General features: G+C 41.1%; 12 protein-coding genes. 2 read left to right on the forward strand and 10 right to left on the reverse strand.

Features of this window, described 5'->3' with window-relative positions:
* Nucleotides 1-200 precede the first annotated feature (200 nt).
* A complete protein-coding gene (locus MJO53_RS05735) occupies nt 201-731 on the forward strand; it encodes a lipid-binding SYLF domain-containing protein (protein WP_252080805.1) in 531 nt (176 codons plus the stop codon).
* A gap of 5 nt (nt 732-736) precedes the next feature.
* Here the strand turns inward: MJO53_RS05735 and MJO53_RS05740 are convergent, their stop codons facing one another.
* Together MJO53_RS05740 and MJO53_RS05745 are read right to left on the reverse strand one after the other, a co-directional pair.
* Nucleotides 737-2,101, reverse strand: a complete 1,365-nt coding sequence (locus MJO53_RS05740; RefSeq protein WP_252080806.1) for a DUF5689 domain-containing protein — start codon at nt 2,099-2,101, stop codon at nt 737-739.
* Between the two features lie 9 nt (nt 2,102-2,110).
* Entirely contained in the window at nt 2,111-4,846 is a 2,736-nt protein-coding gene (locus MJO53_RS05745; RefSeq protein WP_252080807.1) for a TonB-dependent receptor, read from the reverse strand.
* Between the two features lie 101 nt (nt 4,847-4,947).
* Here MJO53_RS05745 and MJO53_RS05750 point away from each other — a divergent pair, with 101 nt between their 5' ends.
* Nucleotides 4,948-5,985, forward strand: coding sequence for an endonuclease/exonuclease/phosphatase family protein (locus MJO53_RS05750; RefSeq protein WP_252080808.1), 1,038 nt, complete (start codon nt 4,948-4,950; stop codon nt 5,983-5,985).
* A 153-nt stretch (nt 5,986-6,138) separates the two neighbouring features.
* Here MJO53_RS05750 and MJO53_RS05755 read toward each other — a convergent pair whose 3' ends face one another.
* From MJO53_RS05755 to uvrC, 8 genes are all read right to left on the reverse strand, one after another.
* Nucleotides 6,139-6,576, reverse strand: a complete 438-nt coding sequence (locus MJO53_RS05755; RefSeq protein WP_252080809.1) for a hypothetical protein — start codon at nt 6,574-6,576, stop codon at nt 6,139-6,141.
* 96 nt (nt 6,577-6,672) lie between these two features.
* A complete protein-coding gene (locus MJO53_RS05760) occupies nt 6,673-9,471 on the reverse strand; it encodes a TonB-dependent receptor (RefSeq protein WP_252080810.1) in 2,799 nt (932 codons plus the stop codon).
* Nucleotides 9,472-9,643: 172 nt separating this feature from the next.
* Complete coding sequence (gene pgi / locus MJO53_RS05765) at nt 9,644-11,278, reverse strand: glucose-6-phosphate isomerase (RefSeq protein ID WP_252080811.1); 1,635 nt, start codon at nt 11,276-11,278, stop codon at nt 9,644-9,646.
* Complete coding sequence (locus tag MJO53_RS05770; protein WP_252080812.1) at nt 11,278-12,561, reverse strand: peptidoglycan DD-metalloendopeptidase family protein; 1,284 nt, start codon at nt 12,559-12,561, stop codon at nt 11,278-11,280. The genes pgi and MJO53_RS05770 overlap by 1 nt, the downstream gene beginning before the upstream one ends.
* Nucleotides 12,562-12,563: 2 nt before the next feature.
* Complete coding sequence (locus MJO53_RS05775) at nt 12,564-13,538, reverse strand: tryptophan 2,3-dioxygenase family protein (protein WP_252080813.1); 975 nt, start codon at nt 13,536-13,538, stop codon at nt 12,564-12,566.
* A gap of 12 nt (nt 13,539-13,550) precedes the next feature.
* The gene (locus tag MJO53_RS05780; RefSeq protein ID WP_252080814.1) at nt 13,551-14,333 is read right to left on the reverse strand and encodes a DUF3108 domain-containing protein; all 783 of its coding nucleotides are present in this window, start codon (nt 14,331-14,333) and stop codon (nt 13,551-13,553) included.
* 335 nt (nt 14,334-14,668) lie between these two features.
* Complete coding sequence (locus MJO53_RS05785; RefSeq protein ID WP_252080815.1) at nt 14,669-16,936, reverse strand: patatin-like phospholipase family protein; 2,268 nt, start codon at nt 16,934-16,936, stop codon at nt 14,669-14,671.
* A gap of 2 nt (nt 16,937-16,938) precedes the next feature.
* Nucleotides 16,939-18,732 (reverse strand): excinuclease ABC subunit UvrC, encoded by a 1,794-nt coding sequence (gene uvrC / locus MJO53_RS05790; protein WP_252080816.1) that lies wholly within the window; start codon nt 18,730-18,732, stop codon nt 16,939-16,941.
* Between the last annotated feature and the right edge of the window lie 58 nt (nt 18,733-18,790).

Here is an 18,790-nt window from a genome sequence, read left to right on the forward strand (position 1 = left end):
CTAAAATTACAAAAAGTAGATCTCTAATCATAGACGTTTGATATTAAAATACTATTAAATCATAACTGTTCTCTATCCTTATTGATTCATTATATGTAAAGTTTAGCTCATATGCTTTTCTTAACAATTATTGTGAAAGTCTTTCCTGTAAACGACTTACGCGTTTTCTACCTTTGAATTGAATACAAAAAACAACAGATATGAAAAAAATAAAATCAGTGATCGTTGTGGCCTTGATGTTAATTGGAACAAGTGCCATAGCCCAGAACAGTAAGGACAGAAAGATTATGGCCGATGCGGAAAGGGCCAAAACAACCCTATTGGAAACCAGTCCTGCTTTGGACCAGTTTTTTGAAGAATCCGCAGGTTACGTTATTTTTCCTAATGTTGGAAAAGGAGGATTTATTATTGGCGGGGCATCGGGCAATGGTGTAGTCTATGAAGACGGTGATGCCGTGGGCATGGCAAATCTTAAAAAATTGAATATCGGGCTACAGGCTGGTGGACAGGCTATTATTGAAGTTATTTTCTTTGAGACCGAAGTGGACCTGCAACGTTTTAAAACCGAGAAGTTCCAATTTGCGGCAGAAACTTCTGCTGTGGCCCTAAAATCCGGAATTGCCTTTGAGGCCAAATACAAAGACGGTGTAGCCGTTTTTGCACTGCCGAAGGCCGGTCTTATGGCAGATGCATCGGTCGGTGGACAAAAATTTAAGTATACGGCTTTCTAAACAATTTACTCCCTAATCCCCGGGGAAAAATCCTCGGGGGCATTTTGGGGCGTTTTAATGGTTCCTGCATCTCCCGAATCGTTAAAAATGGTCCATTCACCAAAGGTGAAGATGGGACTGCCCTTCAAAATATCGGAATCACGAACGGCGCGCCCATCTTCAAACTCATGATCAGTGCCTGTTCCATCCTCTCCAATTACTCCGAACACATCTATTACCTCGCCAAAAGGATCAACCAATTCCAGATTATCATCCCCGTTGGAGTCTGCCGGGCTATTGGTGGACACGCCCAAGTCTGGTGCAAAGCCGTAAACCAGCTCAAATTCTTCCGCATTGGGCGAAATGACCAAAGTACTTTCCGGACCAATAACAAATCCCGACAAATCAATAGTGGAGCTAACTTCTGTATTATCGTTAGTGTATCGTCGGAGTGTCCACAGGTTTAAATCCAATGGTTCCAAAGCGGAATTGTACAGTTCTACAAACCGAGCTTTTGAATTATTGTCGGGGTCTGCCAATTCGGAAATAAATATTTGATCAGAGGTGAACTCTGTAATAATTTCTGGGCAACGCTCTTCGGTAAAATTTACATCTTCCAAAGTTCGAACAAACAATTGCGGTACATCTCCATCCTTTGTCAAAATAGCTGTAAGCGTCCCGTTATTTTCAGGTAAAGATTCGGCTTGGAAGTCGGCATACCCACTATTCACGAGCATAACCTCATTTTCATCACAATCCTGTATGGTTCGTTCCGTCTCTTCTTCTGCAATGGCGTAGGTTTCCCCAATAATTTCATCAGCAAATTCAACACTTTGCAATTGTACTACTATGTTTGATGGCAGGCTGTTCATTTCGGGAATGGTTGTGACCACAGGATCTACAATTCCGCCACCGTCACACGACACAAAAAGATGCTCCAATACTTTTCCAGAAGGTATCCTCCCGATGGAAATGTTTCCAAATGAAGAAAAAACACTGCCTATTCGGATATTGTTGCCCTTTTTGCTCAAATAAAGACCTTTTAATTTTACATATACTTTACTCCCTAATGGGAATTTTAAATGCGATTCCCTCAAATCCATTTCCAATTGAATTCCTTTGGACGGATTGCTCAATGCATCTTGCAGATAAAGCTCTCCGAAAAAGTTCCCAGCCCGGTCAGATGAAATCACGTAGCCTTCCAAAATCAAATCCTCTTGAATTTGGACTACCTCTTCTTGTACCATCGAATCCAAGTCTTTAAAGGAGATGTTGGCGGCCATATCGGTCTCACAATTACTGCCAATTTCATCAAACTCTCGGCCATCAACACAACATAAAAGGGTCATTGATCCAATAACAATAATGGTTTTAAACAGTACATTTTTCATAAGTAGGATTTAAAAGCTAATGGCCAAGTTCAAGAAATAGGTCCTCCCGTAACTGTACCAATATTTGGGTGCAAAAGAGGGAGAGCTGCTTTGATTATCTTGTTTCAACTGACCAAAATTTCCGTTCCGGCTCTGTTCGTAACCACCGGTTCGAAAGACCGTATCAAAAACATTGTTGATGCTGGCAAAAAAGCTGATGTACTTTCCATCAACGAGCCAAGATTTACCTCCGACCAGATTGAGCAAATAGATATCATCAAGCTTATTTTGCTTTAGCAATTTGGCTACATTTTCCTCCGTAGCATCGGAAAAGGTTTCACCGGTTTCCGGGTCTATTAAAAAACTTGCAGTTCTGGTAATTGTAGACAGATTGATGTAATTATTGGTGAGAAAATTGGTGGTTCCGCTTATCCACCAATACTTAGGAGCTCTGTAGGAAACTCCCAGCGCAAATGCCGTCTGGGGTCCCTGGGCCAGTTTTAGGTCTTTAAGGGTGGCAACGCCCAAGTCAATATTTCCTTCTGGCGCTATCAGGTCTTCCTCAGCACCTGCAGTATCAAAATTGATTTGGACAGATGGGTCGCTGGCGTACACATAATGCCCCAGATTTCCAGCAGCGGTCAATTTTACCGTAGATGATGCTTCGTACTCGAAGCCAAACTCAATGCCTTTATGTAGCCTATCCAATCCCGTGATCACCTCCTGTACAAAATCGGAACCGAGTCCTGAATCCACAAAAAAGAAATTGATATCCGTGGTATGCTGGAATCTTGTGTAAAACGCACTGATTCGTCCTGTTAAGCGTGGCAAGCGCACAAAATAGCTCAAATCCACACTGCTTACCAACTCTTTCTGAAGCTCAGGAACTATTTCATTGTTTTCCCTTGGGTTGATGAATATATTTTGAACAATAGGTGACCGTTCCACCATAGCTGCATTTGCAGCAAACCAATGCCTCCCCGTTAAGAAATAGGTAAATCCTCCTTTGTAGGCCAAATTGGAAAATGCTATTTTATCGCCCGTTCCAAAGGAATTTTCCAAATAGCGCTCGTTTTTAAAGAATCCGTTACGCTGCACATTAAAGTTGGAGTACGATGCGGAAGCAAATCCATTCCACTTTTTAGCATTAAGTTTCACCTGTGCAAATCCTTCCAGCTGCGAGGCATCCAAATTGTAATGGTAATTGAATTTTTCACCTTCGGTTTTCTGTAATTCTCCATCGACATGGTTCAATGTACTGGAAAAGGTATCCATATCCTCATGATAACTGGCACCCAACAGATCTTGAATCTCTGCATAATTTTCTGATGATGTGGATCTAAAATTTCCACCAAATCCCAGTTTAATGAAATCTCTCAATGTATAATTGAAGCTAGTGGCTGCAGAAATAGTTGTGTTGTGAGCAATATCATCATAAAGCAGGTAAGCTGCTTTTTCTCCATTGTTACTGTTAGCCGTGTAGAGTTGTCCCCAATCCAATTGCGGGTTTTCCAAAAAGGCTTCTCTTGCCAAGTTGGCATTTATAAAGTCCGCTCCAATGGAACTGTTGATGTGGTAGCTGGGCAAATAGCGATAGTAGGTCGGGTCGGGATTCGGCGCATTGTAATAGCCAAGTCTGCTTCTGGAATTGATCCCCGTTTGATAGGCAAGCCCAATATTCCAATCGATTTTATTCTTATCCAATGCATAGTTCAAGAGAAATAACGGTTCAAAAACCTCACGTTCCCTAGAATTCCTGATTTTTCCATCCTGTTTTCCCCAATACGGATTGTACTGGTTGCCCCTCAAATCAAAAACCTCCTCCGTTAAGGCTGAAGAACGTCCGCGCCGGTTACGTGCCAAAATTGAGGTAAATGTGATGCTATTTTGTGGGTTGAACTGGTACTCTATTGCTCCAAAAACTGAATAAGCATCGTACAACGTACCTTCTACAAACCCCTCTTTGGCCCACCGCCGCGAAACGGATACCGAATAAGCCAATCCCCTCGGTTTTTCTCCTGAGTTATAAGTGGCCATAAGTCTACCGCGATAGGTACGATTGGAAGCTGATGAAGATAAGCGTAGGCCTGGACGCATAACAGAGGGCCGGGTGTTGATATTGGTATTTCCCAAAATGCCCCCAAATGTATAGGGATCGAATGTTAGACCATTGGTAAATTCTTGATTTCGTACCGCATCATTAAGTCCGCCCCAATTGTTCCATTGTGGCCTGCCATCAAAAAATTTATTCATTGGAATACCATTAATGAGCACTTGTCCATTTTTGGAATCGTAACCTCGTACCTTAAAAAATGCTTGACCAAAATCAAAAGCGGCACGGTTCAAGAAAATATCGCGTGTAGATTGCAATAATCCCATGGAAGTGGAAACGGATTCAGCATCATCGGACAGGTCGCCATCGGTAAGCGAAATCAAATTATCCGTTTGCTCGTGGGCAATATCCCGTTCGAGATAAATCAGCCCTAAATCAATCGGGTTTCCTTCCAAATAGACCGAAAATCGCTTCGATATAAAATCCAAAGCGGAAATACGGAGCATTTGGTCTCCGGATTTGGACAAGGTAATTTCAAAGGCTCCGTTCTTGTTTGTCTCAAATTCTTGTGAAGTGTTTTCCAATGTAATTATAGCATTGGAAATGGGCACATCCGAACCATTCTCCATTAATTGTCCTGTAATTCGAGTACTTTGTTGTGCATACAGCAATTCACAACAACAAAGTACAGCCACTACTATGGCTAGCCTCATAGCGTATTGTAGGTTAATTAAGAAAAAAGGGGTTGTAATTGCTGTACAAACTGCGGAAAAGCGAACAATTCTACATATTTTAGCTGCAAAATCAAAATAAAATGCGATTATTAATATGCCTACTTGTATTAATATCGACCTCACTGTATGGACAAAAGTCCAAGGCTTACACCTTAAGAACAATTGCTTTTTACAACTGTGAAAACCTGTTCGATACGGTAAACGACTCCCTTACTTTTGATGACGACCGCACCCCGGAAGGACGGTACCATTGGACGCAGGAGCGTTACCATCAAAAGATTGAGAATCTATCCAAAGTAATTTCCAAAATTGGTTATGAGACGTCCAAAACATCTCCAGATATTATTGGTCTCTGCGAGGTTGAAAATCTGGATGTGCTTGAAGATTTGGTGCAACATCCCAACTTGCGGGAAAAGGATTATGGCATCATTCATTTTGATTCGCCCGATGAACGTGGAATTGATGTTGCCCTACTTTACAAAAAGGCTTCCTTTATTCCATCGTCGTTCAAAAGTCATAGGCTTTTGTTGTTTGATGACATGGGGGAACGGGAATATACCCGTGATCAGTTGGTGGTCGGCGGTACCATGGATCAAGAAGAAGTCTATTTTATTGTGAACCATTGGCCCTCCCGAAGGGGTGGTGCCGCCAAAAGTCAGCCATTTCGGGTACGGGCGGCCTTGCTCAATAAGCGCATCATAGATTCCATTCAAAAATTGGATTTGGATGCTAAAATTATTGCCATGGGAGACCTAAACGATGACCCCATTGATGACAGTTTGAAAAAAATATTGAAAACAAAAGTCAAAAAAGACCAATTGGATAGTTTGAGCCTTTACAATCCGATGGAGGCCATGTTTAAGAAAGGCGTTGGCTCTTTAGCATATCGAGATAAATGGAACTTGTTCGACCAAATGTTTTTTACATCCAATTTGGTGACCAAAGACCGAACTAGGCTCACATTCTGGAAAGCCGGAATCTTTGCGCCAGAATTCATCCGAACCGACAAAGGAAGGTTCAAGGGTTATCCATGGCGCACATACTCCGGCGGCACCTATACGGCTGGATACAGCGACCACTTTCCTGCGTATTTGTTTTTGTTGAAGGAGGTACGGTGATAAATTTCCTGTTAACTGTTACATCGTGTCCTTCGGCTTCGCTCAGGATAAACCACAACCGAGTGTTTTGAGCACTTTTCGACTGTGCTCAAAGTGACAAAATATTTCACATGCCTTGTAGATTCCTACTTTAGCAATGACATCATAACATTTTTAAGCGAACCACTGCCCCCAAGGAATACGGCTTAAAATCAATAACAAGCCCAGTCCGTAGAAAATGGAAATGGTCTTGAATTTTTTATTGCTCTCCATAAATTTTTTGTGGCGGGACCACCCGATGGTAATAAGTACCAATGCTATAATATTAATGAACGGATGTTCTACCGCTAATAAGCGCGCAGGAGCGTTAAGCCCGCTCATACCCAAGGTCTGTATGGCCTTAAGACCGTTTGTTGAGGTAAAGTACAGTAAAAGTCCGACCAATAGCTGAATGTGGCTCAGTATTAGTGCAAATAGGCTTACACGAAGGTCCTTTTGCATAGTAAAGTCCTTTTTGCCCAACCAGCCGGCAATGGTATTGACCACTGCGATTACCAAAACGGCCAAAACCACGTAGGCCAAATAAGAGTGTAGGTTCTTGATGATTTCCATAGGTATAGTTTGAGCTCCTAAAAATACGGAATTTTGGAGATAAAAAAAGCCCCTTGCAAAACAAGGGGCTTTTAATTGTACCTATTTTAAATTCTATTAGAACCTATAGCGTAGACCTAAGTTCCAAGTTCTTCCGAAGCCCCAAAATACATTGTTAGCAACATTAACACCGTTCCAAGTTTCATCTCCAGCTTCAGCTTCTCTGTTGGAAGTTGATTCAGAAATGTACACTTCGTTGAATACATTGTTTACGTTCAATCTTAAATTCAAGTACTTGCTTTTTTCTTTACCCAAAGCCATTCTGTAAGAAAGACCCATATCAATCAAATCGTATGCTGGCAATTTCAATTGGAAATCTCCACCATCTGGTTGTCCATCACTGTTCTCATCTTGGAAAGAAGGAACATCGAATTGAGCGTAAAGATTTGCTGCATGGTACCAACTAGCATCGAAGAAAAGGTTTTCCACTGGTTCTACAGTAGCCCCCAATCTCATTGTAGTCTGTGCAGCATCATCTACTTTTACTCCATCCAAAATAAGGCTTGATTGGCCCACTAGATTTTGACCTTCATCAAATACATTTGCAATTGGATTTCCATTATATTTCCAATCGCCTATAGACAACATACCATTGAATGTTAAGAAAGAGGTTGGTCGAGCCGTAAAGTCAACTTCAACACCCATGTGTACCTGCTCAATGCCATCATAATTTGCAGTTCCTTGGAATAAAAGGTTACCTTCAGGATCGGTGATGTTCACTCCTTCTGAAAGGAACCTATCCGACCAAGAAGTTCTATACAGGTTTACATTAGCACTAAAAAACTGACTTCTAAATCCGTATCCTAATTCAACTCCAAGTATCTTCTCGTTTTGATAATTATCATTAATATCATTCACATAGTTTAAGAAAATAGCATCAAAAATTGGTTGCTTAAGATAGTACCCTGCATTAGCAAACACGTTATGCTTTTCGTCAATATTGTAGTTAACACCACCTTTGATATTTCCGCCAACGATATTAATCCAATCTGTTTCCTGTTCTGGGTCGGAATCCAAATAATTAAAGTAATCGATTCTCTTGAATCCTTGATTAGAGACTCCTCCTTGAAGGAAAGCAGAAATCTTTTCTGTTTTGTACTCTACTTGACCAAAAGCACCCAACCAGTTTACCTTACCATCATTGTAATAATCAATTTTGGTTTCATCATCCACATTTTTGAACACATTCCAGATATTGCCAATTGTAGGCGCATATGTGTCAGTAGTAAAATTATAAAGGTTATTGATATCATCATTGTTAACATAAACATCTGCTCCCAACAAATCAACTAATCTTCGATAGTGAATCCCTTTATACATTCTTGCGTCAATGCCCGCATCAAAAGACCAATTTTCATTCACGTCATTGTGAAAGTTAATTATGGTACCATACCAGTTGTGAGAGTTCATAGAAGAGCGTTGTGAAATACCGTTCTCATTTCCGAAAATATGACCTCCATCACTAACTGCATCATGTGGAGAGGGGTAATCACCACCATTTACAAACATTCCCTGATATGCACCACCTCCGCCAGTATATCCAGTTCGAGAATCACCAAAAGCAGCAATATTAACACCCCTATTCCAAGCTTCTATATCGTCTATTCTAACATGTCCATTGGCATCTTTGAATGTACTTGAAAAAGATCTGTTCCCGTTAATTCTACCAATAGAACCTATAGAGCCACCACGACCTAGGGAAGCATAAACCACTGAAGACAAAGTAGATTTGTCTGAAATCTTCCAATCCCAGTTGATCATCGCCTTTGGTTTGTGATAGAAGTTACCAGAGAAGGTATCCTCTTTCCCGTTTCTATATCCGTAATCGGAATTATAACGGATATTTGGATCTACACCATTGTTCCCGTATCTGATGTAATTACTTATAGATTCGGCGTAACCTCTCTGGAAATGTTGCTGAGGAGCACCTGTAACCATAAATTGGAAATCGTGCTTATCATTTGGTTTGTATCCTATAGCCACAAAATAGTTATATGCTTCGAAAGGGGTTCCTTGAACGTACCCGTCTCCAGCAGTACGGCCGAACATTGCACTAACAGAAAGTCCATTTTCCATTAGACCAGTGTTGTAACCCATTGTAGTTTTCAAATAATCGTTGTTTCCAACTCCTGCAGAAATTACACCACCTTCCTTAAGGTCAGCTGCTTTAGTAATAACGTTAATTGTACCACCAACGGATGAAATGGCAAGTTTGGAAGAACCAAGACCTCTTTGTACCTGCATTGCAGAAGTTACATCGGAAAGTCCAGCCCAGTTACTCCAATATACCCAGCCATTTTCCATATCATTAACAGGTACACCGTTGATCATTACCGCAGTGTTTCTTTGATCAAAGCCACGAACGTTGATTCTAGCGTCACCAAAACCACCACCTTGTTTTGTCACATAGATGGAAGGAGTAGACCTTAATATTTCGGGAAATTCCTGAGAACCTAATTTTTCAACTATTTCTGTTGATGTAATTGTGGATACAGCTACAGGGGTTTCCCTGTCCTTTGCAATATCCATCACACCTGTAACCACAACTTCACCTAATTGCTCAGCATCCGGCATCAATATAATTGTACCTATATTTCCTGTAGAAGTGAAAGCAACTTCCTTTTTAAGGAATCCAATGTATGTTACCACTAGCGTTCCTGAGCTTTGGTTTACTTCCAAAGTAAAGTTACCGTCGAAATCGGTAGATGTTCCTGTCCTGGTTCCTTTAACCATAACAGTTGCTCCTGGTAACGGTCCGCCTAAATCCCCGTCGACAACCGTTCCAGTAAGAGTTCCTTGTGCAAATGCCATTGCTGAAACAAAAATAGCCGCAATAGCCAAGTAGAATCTTTTCATTTAATTCAGTGTTTAAGTGTTTTATTAGCCCTGCAAATGTGATCCAAAAATGGATCACACCCATTAAGCCAAAGTTAAAATCGATCAAATATAATTAACACTAAATTAACAAACAAAAATCCCTGACAAACAATTATTTACGGTTTTCACAACTATTTGAGAAGATAACGATCTACCCCTTAAAATAATGCAAAAGGTTCAGTGTAGAGCTGTCGTGTTTGCCGATTGTTGAATTTTCTATGTCGGATAAAATATTTTTTGCCAATTGCTTGCCCAATTCAACACCCCATTGATCATAACTGAATATGTTCCAAATTACCCCTTGTACAAATATCTTGTGTTCGTACAGGGCCACTAAGGCACCCAAACTTTTTGGCGTAAGCTTATCTATTAAAATGGTATTTGTGGGTTTATTGCCCTCAAATATTTTAAAAGGAAGCAGTTCATGGACTTTTTCCCCCGAGAGACCCTGCGTCTCCAATTCTTGCTTAACCTCATCCGATGTTTTCCCGTTCATTAGAGCTTCGGTCTGCGCAAAAAAGTTGGCCATTAATTTATTATGATGGTCCACATCACCGTGCAACGAATTCTTGAAACCGATAAAATCGGTCGGAATCAGTTTGGTGCCTTGATGTATCAGTTGGAAAAAAGCATGTTGTGAGTTGGTTCCCGGTTCTCCCCATATTATGGTGCCGGTTTCGTGACCTACCCGATTGCCCGACCTATCCATACTTTTTCCGTTGCTTTCCATAATCCCTTGCTGCAAGTATGCCGAAAAACGGTGAAGATATTGGGTGTAGGGAATAACGGCTTCGGTCTCCGCACCATAAAAATTGTTGTACCAAACACTGATCAGTGCCAGCACAACGGGGATATTATCCTTGAACGGTGTTTCCTTAAAATGAACATCCATTTCGTTGGCCCCAGTTAAAAGCTGCTCAAAATTCTCGTAACCCACGGAAAGGGCAATAGACAAACCTACGGCACTCCAAAGGGAAAACCTGCCCCCGACCCAATCCCACATGGGAAATACGTTCTCATCGGCAATACCGAACTCTTGTATCTTTTCTAGATTGGTCGACACGGCAACAAAATGATCGGCCACGTCTTTTTCCTTAGCGTTTTGTAGAAACCATCTTTTTATGGTCAGGGCGTTGCTCAAGGTTTCTTGAGTGGTAAACGATTTGGATACAATCACAAATAGTGTGGTCTCTGGATCAAGTTCCTTTAACACTTCGTGCACCAAATCACCATCCACATTACTTACAAAATGGATCTTAAGGTCGTTTTGATAAAACTTGAGTGCCTCGGTTACCATTACAGGCCCCAAATCCGAACCTCCAATACCAATGTTAACAACATCTGTAAAGGGTTTACCTGTATGCCCTTTTCGTTCACCGGAAATTACCGCATCGGAAAAGGATTTTATTTTATCCTTTACCTCAAAAACCTCATCTACAATGTTTACTCCATCAACATAAATCTCCTCGCCTTTTTTTGCCCGCAAAGCGGTATGCAATACGGCGCGCCCTTCGGTCTGGTTGATAAGCTCTCCTTGGAAATAACTTTTTAAACTATCTTTTAAACCGACTTCATCGGCCAGTTGCAACAACAACTCCAAGGTTTTATCGGAGATCCTATTTTTAGAATAGTCCACCAAAAAATCGTTCCATTGAATGGAAAGTTTTTTTCCACGTCCTTCTTCCGAAAACAGTTCCCTTAAATGTACTTCTTTGGTTTCTTGATAATGCTGTTGAAGTTTTTTCCAGGCGTTGGTAGCAGTAGGGTTGATTGTGGGTAGTGCCATTACTGGTTATATGATATTAGGGTTTCTTCAGATTCGAAAGGTGATGGATCGGCATATTCTATGCAATCCAATTGTTCTTTTAATGGTGAAATATGTGCCAAATAATCCGTACGCAATGAATCCGCTATGGGTTCTGCCGCGGGAAGTTTCTCTTTTAAGGGATCCACCTGTCTGCCATTTTTCCAAAAACGATAACAAACATGGGGGCCACCCGTATTACCGGTCATGCCCACCCAACCAATAACATCGCCTTGTCGGACAAACTCGCCCTTTTTTACTTTTTGGGCTTTCATGTGGAGGTATTGTGTGCTATAGGTCCCGTTATGCTTTATTTTAACATATTTTCCGTTGCCCCCTCTTCGAGTGGATTCCGTTACGGTACCGTCGGCAGTTGCCACAATTGGCGTACCTACCGGTGCGGCATAATCTGTTCCTTTATGTGGCCTAACTTTATAACCATAGTAAGCGATTCTACGCTTTAAGTTATATCTTGAGGAAAGCCTATATCCAAATTTTATCGGCGCCCTTAAAAAAGTGCTTCTTAAGTTATTGGCTTCCTGATCGTAATAATCCAAAATATTGTTTACCGTATCCGCTACATATGGGAAGGCATAGACTTCACGGCCTTTGTGTTCAAAAAGCGCCGCTTTTATGGGGCCACGGCCCGCGTAAACCGTATCGTTGATATAGCGTTCATCAAAAATCACTTTAAATTTATCGCCTTTTTCCAGTCTAAAAAAGTCAATGGTCCACGCATAAATTTCTGATAGACCGATGGTAACACCGTAATCTACACCCAAGTTGTCCATAGCTTCCGATAAACTACTGGTTATAACTCCACCTACCTCTCTTTCCCTTAAGGTCACCTCCTTTTTGTTCTTGTAGGCCACAGCCGTATCCCGAAGGTCTACAACAGTATAATTGATCTTATCGTTCTGATATATAAAAACTTCGGCCACTTCCGAAGTATCTTTCGATTTTAAGATAACGTAGGGTTTACCAACCTGTATTTTGCGCACGTCGAAGGTGTCCCTAAAATTTTCTGATATAGTGGCAATCTTTGGATAGTCCACTTTGTTTTTGAGCATTAGCTCCCCAAAACTGTCCCCTCTGCGAACGGTGTCGTGGACTACTTTAAATTCTTTAAGATCAAAACCATAATGCAAGACCGGTGGTTTCACAATAGTTTCAACCGTTGCCACCTCTTCCAATGGTTCTCTTGTTTCTTTGCATGACACCAATACAACCATAAGTGTCAACATTGCCCCAATAATTCTATGCATTTCTATTCCTTGTATTCTACGTTTGCTGGGTTAAAAATATGATCTACCCATTGTTTACCCCACGTATCCAGTTCATAATCTGAGTACAAAGTTGGGAAAAATATTATTTTCTGAAAACTAGGGGGCAAATACTCTTTCCAATTTGTCCCTCCCGTGGCCTCTACATCCTTGCCTTCCTTGGCCAAATATCTATGTGCCGAGCCCATGTGCATTAACGGCCAATTAACGTTGGCGTTCATATCCAACTCCTTTAACGCAGAGATCAATTCTTCATTGTTCCGCGATACCTCGGGCAATTGCAGATATTTATGATAAATAGTACTGTTCTTTACCGCGTTGGCAATTCGTAAAAGTCGTGGGGTATATCGCACCTCAAACTGTTTTAGGGTGAGTGTTTTCTCCCCAGTGGCCAAATCGGTGGCCCCTTTTTTCCAGTATACCTGCTCAAACAATTCTTCAATGGTATTTTCTGATGAGAATGTGTCCCTTTGCGTGGAATGTACCAAATTTTCCAATGGTGTGGCGTAAAACTCTATCATCCTATACTGTGCGGACTGAAATCCACTTGCTGGCAACAAGGCCATCCGATATCTTAGGAACTGCTCCCGCTCCATCCCTTTGATCATTATACTGAATGAAGAGATGAGTGCTTTGAAATAACTGTTTATTCGCCGTGCCTTTTCGGTAAAAAAAAGTACATCCTGTGACCTGTCCTCTACAATTTGCTTTTGCTCATGAAGAATAAGTTTAAAATAAAGTTCCGTGATCTGGTGGTACATAATGAAGATTTCCTCGTCGGGAAAATGCGTTCTGGGCACCTGTAGACTGAGCAGGGTGTCCAAATGAATGTAATCCCAATAGGTGAGGTATTTTTGATAGAGCAGGCCGTCCAAGTACGAACTCAGGTCTTGGCCCGAATTTTTGAACTTTTCTTCTAGCTTGTTTATCTGGGAAGCGATTTTTGCATTCTTGTCCATTAATGCCTACTACTATTTCATTATTATTTTAAACTGGTTCTTTAAACCGTTGTAGCCATCCAAATCCGCTTTGAGCGAGCCTACGGCCAAATCCGCCTTGATCCTGATAGGAATTTTGTTCCAATCGTTTGATACCCAAAGAGTAAGACTCTCTTTTTCTTTAAAAACACGTCCGGACTGAACCAATGGCCTAAATTTAAGACATTCCACCTTTCCAAACTTGGTTCTGAGTATTTCTTTTCCCAAATATTTTAATTGAAACTTGAACACCCCATCATCATCAAACAACATATCCAGGTTTATGGCATCCCCGACCTCGAATTCTTCCAAATTGTAATTGCTCCTTAAAAAATATGAGGCAGATATCAAATCCTGTATTTGATCATGGATGGGAATATTCATTTTAGTGCCGTTCTTATTGTCTTTGAGTACGGCCTTGTCCTCCTTGTAATCAAAATCGATCTCGATATCCTTGGTATAGCCACCTTCATCAATCTTACGGATAAACTTGTAGGGTTTCCCATGATCAATATCAAAATAGCTTTCGTAGGTGTCGTCCACCTTAAAAAATATACTGGCAAAACCCGTTGTTTTTCCCCGGCCGACCACGTGGTACACAGGAACCCCGTTCAACGTATTGGTAGTTAGGTGCATTGTTGCATAACTCGCATTCAGGAACCCGTAGTGTATCCTAAACTTGAGCCATTCCCCTGGTTTAAAAGCTGGCCTGGGTTCTTGCCCATTTGCCGATATTGCCATTATGAGCAATAGTAAGGGCATCAGTATCTTTTTCATAAACAATTAATTGATATAAAATTAGTAAAATAGCTTTAGGGGTTATGCTGTTTTACATATACTTAAACAAAACTTATTCCAAAATAGTATAACAAAAAAAGCCCAGTCTCGAGACTGGGCTTTTCCTAAATAACCAACCAAACTTTAAATTATGAAAAACCAATACTTAAAGTTATAAGGGAACCACCCCTTATGTGGGTGTAAAGATACGGCAGCATTTTGTAGGAAAAAGTGTTTTTAACGGACTTTAACTAAAGTCGCTAAGAATTGGTTGTTTTTGTTCTTGTTTTTGACAATTTTTTAAGATTGCCCAACATTTTATACAAGGGTTGCAATCAAAACCAATAGCCCACGCTCACAAAAAAATTACCGTTATCCACTTCGGGCGACCACGAATAATATAATTGGATCGGACCAAGAAAAGACTCAAAGCCATAACCCAGTCCAAAACCGATAAAATTGGGCTCCTCGAACCAATCTCCGGTCCTAAAAAGGTCATCGGCCACATTGGCAATGTTCGCGGAAAACAACATATGTTGTTTTGGCGCGAACCTATAGTCCAATCGGCCATAGCTCTTTACATAACTATTACCCGGTATGCTGAGAAAATCGTATCCGAAAAATGGTGTAAAATTGTTTACAAAATTATTCCCGAAACCTCCAAGGATAAAATCAAAAGTAGCTACAGAGGATGTTCCCAGTTTTACACCCCCCTCGGTCTCCAAGTTTAGGCTAAGATTATGGAACAATGAAAACACCCCGCCCAATTTAGCCTTGGCGACCGCAAATTCTTTAAAATTTTTGTTGTAATCGGAAGAAAAGGCATAAAAATGAAAATCCCCATCGAACAAAAGTCCCTTGGTCGGGAAATATTTATCGTCGTAAGTATCCAATTTAATCTGGGAATAAGCACTAAAATAATTGGAATTCTCAAAATTGCTCCTTCTATTGGCAGATTGGGATCCTTCTTCCCCCTCAGGGTCCACTTGGTTCAGTGTGCGTGTACTATAATTTATAAATTTATGTTCCGCCCCGATCACAAAGGCAAATTCCTCCTGTAGAACTGTTTGCAAATATACCTGGTTGGTTAGATCTGTCACATCTACATTGATCCGTTGGATATTGGGGTCGTCCGGAACATTAAAATTGCCCCGAATCAGGGAAAAGTCGATATCTGCATCAAAATCGGTGAGTCTGGAATTTACCCCAAAACTCCAATAGTAGCCTTTATCCAAGTAATACTGCATATTGTACCGGATATGGTCCCCCAAAATAAAATCGAAGGATGCCACATCGTCTTTCATCAAAAAGTTTTTCTTGGTCAGGTTGATCAGGGCGGCACTTTTGTACAGGTCATCGTAATGTGCAGACATTTTGATGAACATTTTAGTTGGCTCTTCCTTAAGTTTTAAAATCAAGTCGGTGCCCAACCCATTTGAAACAAGGTCGTACCGAATGGCCTTAAAGTTACCCGTAGCAGAAAGATTGTTTATCCCTTGCTTTAAATCTTCAAAAGCAATCTTTTCCGATAAGTTGAACCTTAGTTTTCCTTTTATATAACCACGGGTATACCTATCGTTCCCCTCTATGATCATCCTATTAATGGTAAGGCTATCCATCAACTTAATGTTCTTTTTTGGTTTGGGTTCACTTTTTTGGGCCTCTGCAATCTGCACAAACTGGTCCATTTTGGCTCGTGCCGATATTTCGCCATTGTCTATGATCTCCCTGCCCCTTTCAAAATCGATTACGGAAAACTCATCTATATCGGGCCTAATATAAATGTCGGTTTTCTTGGATTTTGATTTCATGTCGTTCACCGTACGATAATTGTTGATCTGCAATAAAATTTCCGTAGCGGAAGAAAGTGATTCTCGCGTGGCCAAGTCGTGTTGAACATCTACTCCGATGATGATGTCGGCCCCCATTGCTTTTACATGATCAATAGGATAGTTGTTTACCACGCCTCCGTCAATTAAAATTTGCCCCTCTATCTCGGCCGGCTCAAACAAAGAAGGAAACGTTCCGCTGGCCACAATGGCCTCGGGCAAATACCCTTTGTCCAGCAAAATCTCCTCTCCAGTTTCCACATTGGTGGCCACACACAAAAATGGGATTGGCAATTTTCCAAAGTCTTGAACGTCCTTTACATGAAAAAGCAACTGCACCAGAAGATTGTAGATGTTCTGTCCACCCGAAATTGCCTGTGGAAACGATACTTTAAAATTCTCAAACGGCAACGAAAGCGCATACCGTTCCGAATCTTCTTTTTCGTAAAAAGTTTTGGCGCCACGAGGTACATTGTCCTGTATAAGATCTGTAAAATCGGTACTCTTAAAAATGGAGTCCAGTTGATGTGCGGAATAGCCCGAGGCATATAGTGCACCAACAATGGCGCCCATGCTTGTTCCTCCGATATAATCGATTTGTACTCCCGCTTCTTCTAAAACTTTTAGTGTACCGATATGTGCCAAACCCTTTGCACCACCACCACTTAGCACAAGCCCCACCTTGGGCGGTGTATTGTCCTTGGCGCTTTGGGCCATGGCACATAAACCGACCATGGCAAATACTATTGTAATGATGAGACCTTTTTTATGCATGGCTATTTATGAAAGGTTTTAAAGATTTTTTTTGCTTTTGATGCCCCCACGGAAGCAGTTAAATTTTCGAGCGAGGCTTCCTTGATGCGTTTTACCGATTTAAAGCTTTTTAATAATTGTTGAGCCGTTTTTTCCCCAATCCCCTCAATGTTCACCAACTCGGAGTTAATGGCGCCCTTGCTTCTTTTGTTTCTATGGTGGGTAATTCCAAAACGATGTGCCTCGTTCCTGAGCTGCTGGATAATTTTTAGGGATTCCGATCTTTTGTCCAAATAGAGCGGGACGGGGTCGTCTGGAAAATAGATCTCCTCCAAGCGTTTTGCAATGCCCACTATGGCAATTTTTCCTCTCAGGCCCAATACTTCCAGACTTTTTAATGCCGAGGACAATTGCCCTTTCCCCCCATCTATCACAATTAGCTGTGGCAGGGGCTCTTCTTCGCTAAGCAATCGTTTGTATCTCCTATGGACAACCTCTTCCATACTGGCAAAATCGTCGGGGCCCTCTACCGTTTTTATGTTAAAATGGCGATAATCTTTTTTAGAGGGCTTACCATCTTTAAAAACCACACATGCCGCCACAGGGTTACTGCCTTGAATATTGGAATTGTCAAAACATTCAATATGTCGAGGTTCTTCCGATAGGCGAAGATCTGTCTTCATTTGGGCCATGATCCGTTTGGTATGGCGATCTGGATCGGTTATTTTAATTTGCTTCAATTTATCCTGTCGATAAAAACGGGCGTTCCGTTCCGATAGATCCAATATCCTACGCTTATCCCCTAATTTGGGCAGAGTTACCTTTAAATCATCATCAACAGCAACGGCAAATGGAAGATAAATTTCTTTTGATCTTGAACTGAACCGTTGTCGAATCTCGGTAATGGCCAATTGCAGCAACTCCTCATCGGATTCTTCCAGTTTCTTTCTAATCTCCATGGTATGGGACCGGATTATGGCACCATGTGATAATTGCAAAAAATTGACATAACCATGGGTCTCATCAGAAATAATGGTGAACACATCTACATTGTTTATTTTCGGGTTCACCACTGTAGATTTTGCCTGATAATTCTCGAGTACTTCGATTTTATCTTTGACCCGTTGTGCCTTTTCAAATTCCATTTGCTCGGCATAGTCGGTCATTTGTTGCCGAAATGTCTGTATGGAGCTTTTTAGGTTTCCTTTGATAATCTGCCTAATATCCTCGATTTGGTTTAGGTATTCTTTTTCGCTCTGCAGCCCTTCACAAGGTCCCAAGCAATTTCCCAAGTGGTAATCCAAGCACACCTTATATTTTCCGGATCTTATCTTTTCTTCGGAAAGGTCATAATTACATGTCCTTAAAGGGTAAAGGCCCTTTACCAAATCCAACAACGTCCTAACTGTTTTCATGCTGGTGTAAGGCCCAAAATATTCGGACCCGTCCTTGATCAGCTTTCTTGTAGAAAAAACCCTGGGAAAACGCTCGTTCTTAATACAGATCCACGGGTAGGATTTATCATCCTTGAGCAGCACGTTGTAACGGGGCCTTAATTTTTTGATCAAATTGTTTTCCAACAAAAGTGCGTCCGACTCCGTAGGGACTACAATATGTTTTATGGAGTCTATTTTCTTGACAAGCACCCTGGTTTTTCCATACTCCTGCTTTTTATTGAAATATGAAGAAACCCTCTTCTTAAGGTTCTTGGCCTTGCCCACATAGAGTATTTTACCATCTGTATCATAAAATTGATACACTCCGGGATTGTCAGGGAGTGCACTCAACTGTACTTTTAATGATGCTGATCTGGACATAAAAGCTTAAAAAATGGACCTCAAAGGATTTACAACAAAGTTATATTTTATAAATGGG

The sequence above is a fragment of the Flagellimonas marinaquae genome (genome assembly GCF_023716465.1).
In the GTDB taxonomy this organism is placed as follows: Bacteria; Bacteroidota; Bacteroidia; order Flavobacteriales; family Flavobacteriaceae; genus Flagellimonas; species Flagellimonas alginolytica.

Excerpts from the sequence above, each read along its gene's own strand:
- MJO53_RS05735 (WP_252080805.1), top strand. The coding sequence starts at position 201 with ATGAAAAAAATAAAATCAGTGATCGTTGTGGCCTTGATGTTAATTGGA.
- MJO53_RS05740 (WP_252080806.1), bottom strand. The coding sequence starts at position 2,101 with ATGAAAAATGTACTGTTTAAAACCATTATTGTTATTGGATCAATGACC.
- MJO53_RS05745 (WP_252080807.1), bottom strand. The coding sequence starts at position 4,846 with ATGAGGCTAGCCATAGTAGTGGCTGTACTTTGTTGTTGTGAATTGCTG.
- MJO53_RS05750 (WP_252080808.1), top strand. The coding sequence starts at position 4,948 with ATGCGATTATTAATATGCCTACTTGTATTAATATCGACCTCACTGTAT.
- MJO53_RS05755 (WP_252080809.1), bottom strand. The coding sequence starts at position 6,576 with ATGGAAATCATCAAGAACCTACACTCTTATTTGGCCTACGTGGTTTTG.
- MJO53_RS05760 (WP_252080810.1), bottom strand. The coding sequence starts at position 9,471 with ATGAAAAGATTCTACTTGGCTATTGCGGCTATTTTTGTTTCAGCAATG.
- pgi (WP_252080811.1), bottom strand. The coding sequence starts at position 11,278 with ATGGCACTACCCACAATCAACCCTACTGCTACCAACGCCTGGAAAAAA.
- MJO53_RS05770 (WP_252080812.1), bottom strand. The coding sequence starts at position 12,561 with ATGCATAGAATTATTGGGGCAATGTTGACACTTATGGTTGTATTGGTG.
- MJO53_RS05775 (WP_252080813.1), bottom strand. The coding sequence starts at position 13,538 with ATGGACAAGAATGCAAAAATCGCTTCCCAGATAAACAAGCTAGAAGAA.
- MJO53_RS05780 (WP_252080814.1), bottom strand. The coding sequence starts at position 14,333 with ATGAAAAAGATACTGATGCCCTTACTATTGCTCATAATGGCAATATCG.
- MJO53_RS05785 (WP_252080815.1), bottom strand. The coding sequence starts at position 16,936 with ATGCATAAAAAAGGTCTCATCATTACAATAGTATTTGCCATGGTCGGT.
- uvrC (WP_252080816.1), bottom strand. The coding sequence starts at position 18,732 with ATGTCCAGATCAGCATCATTAAAAGTACAGTTGAGTGCACTCCCTGAC.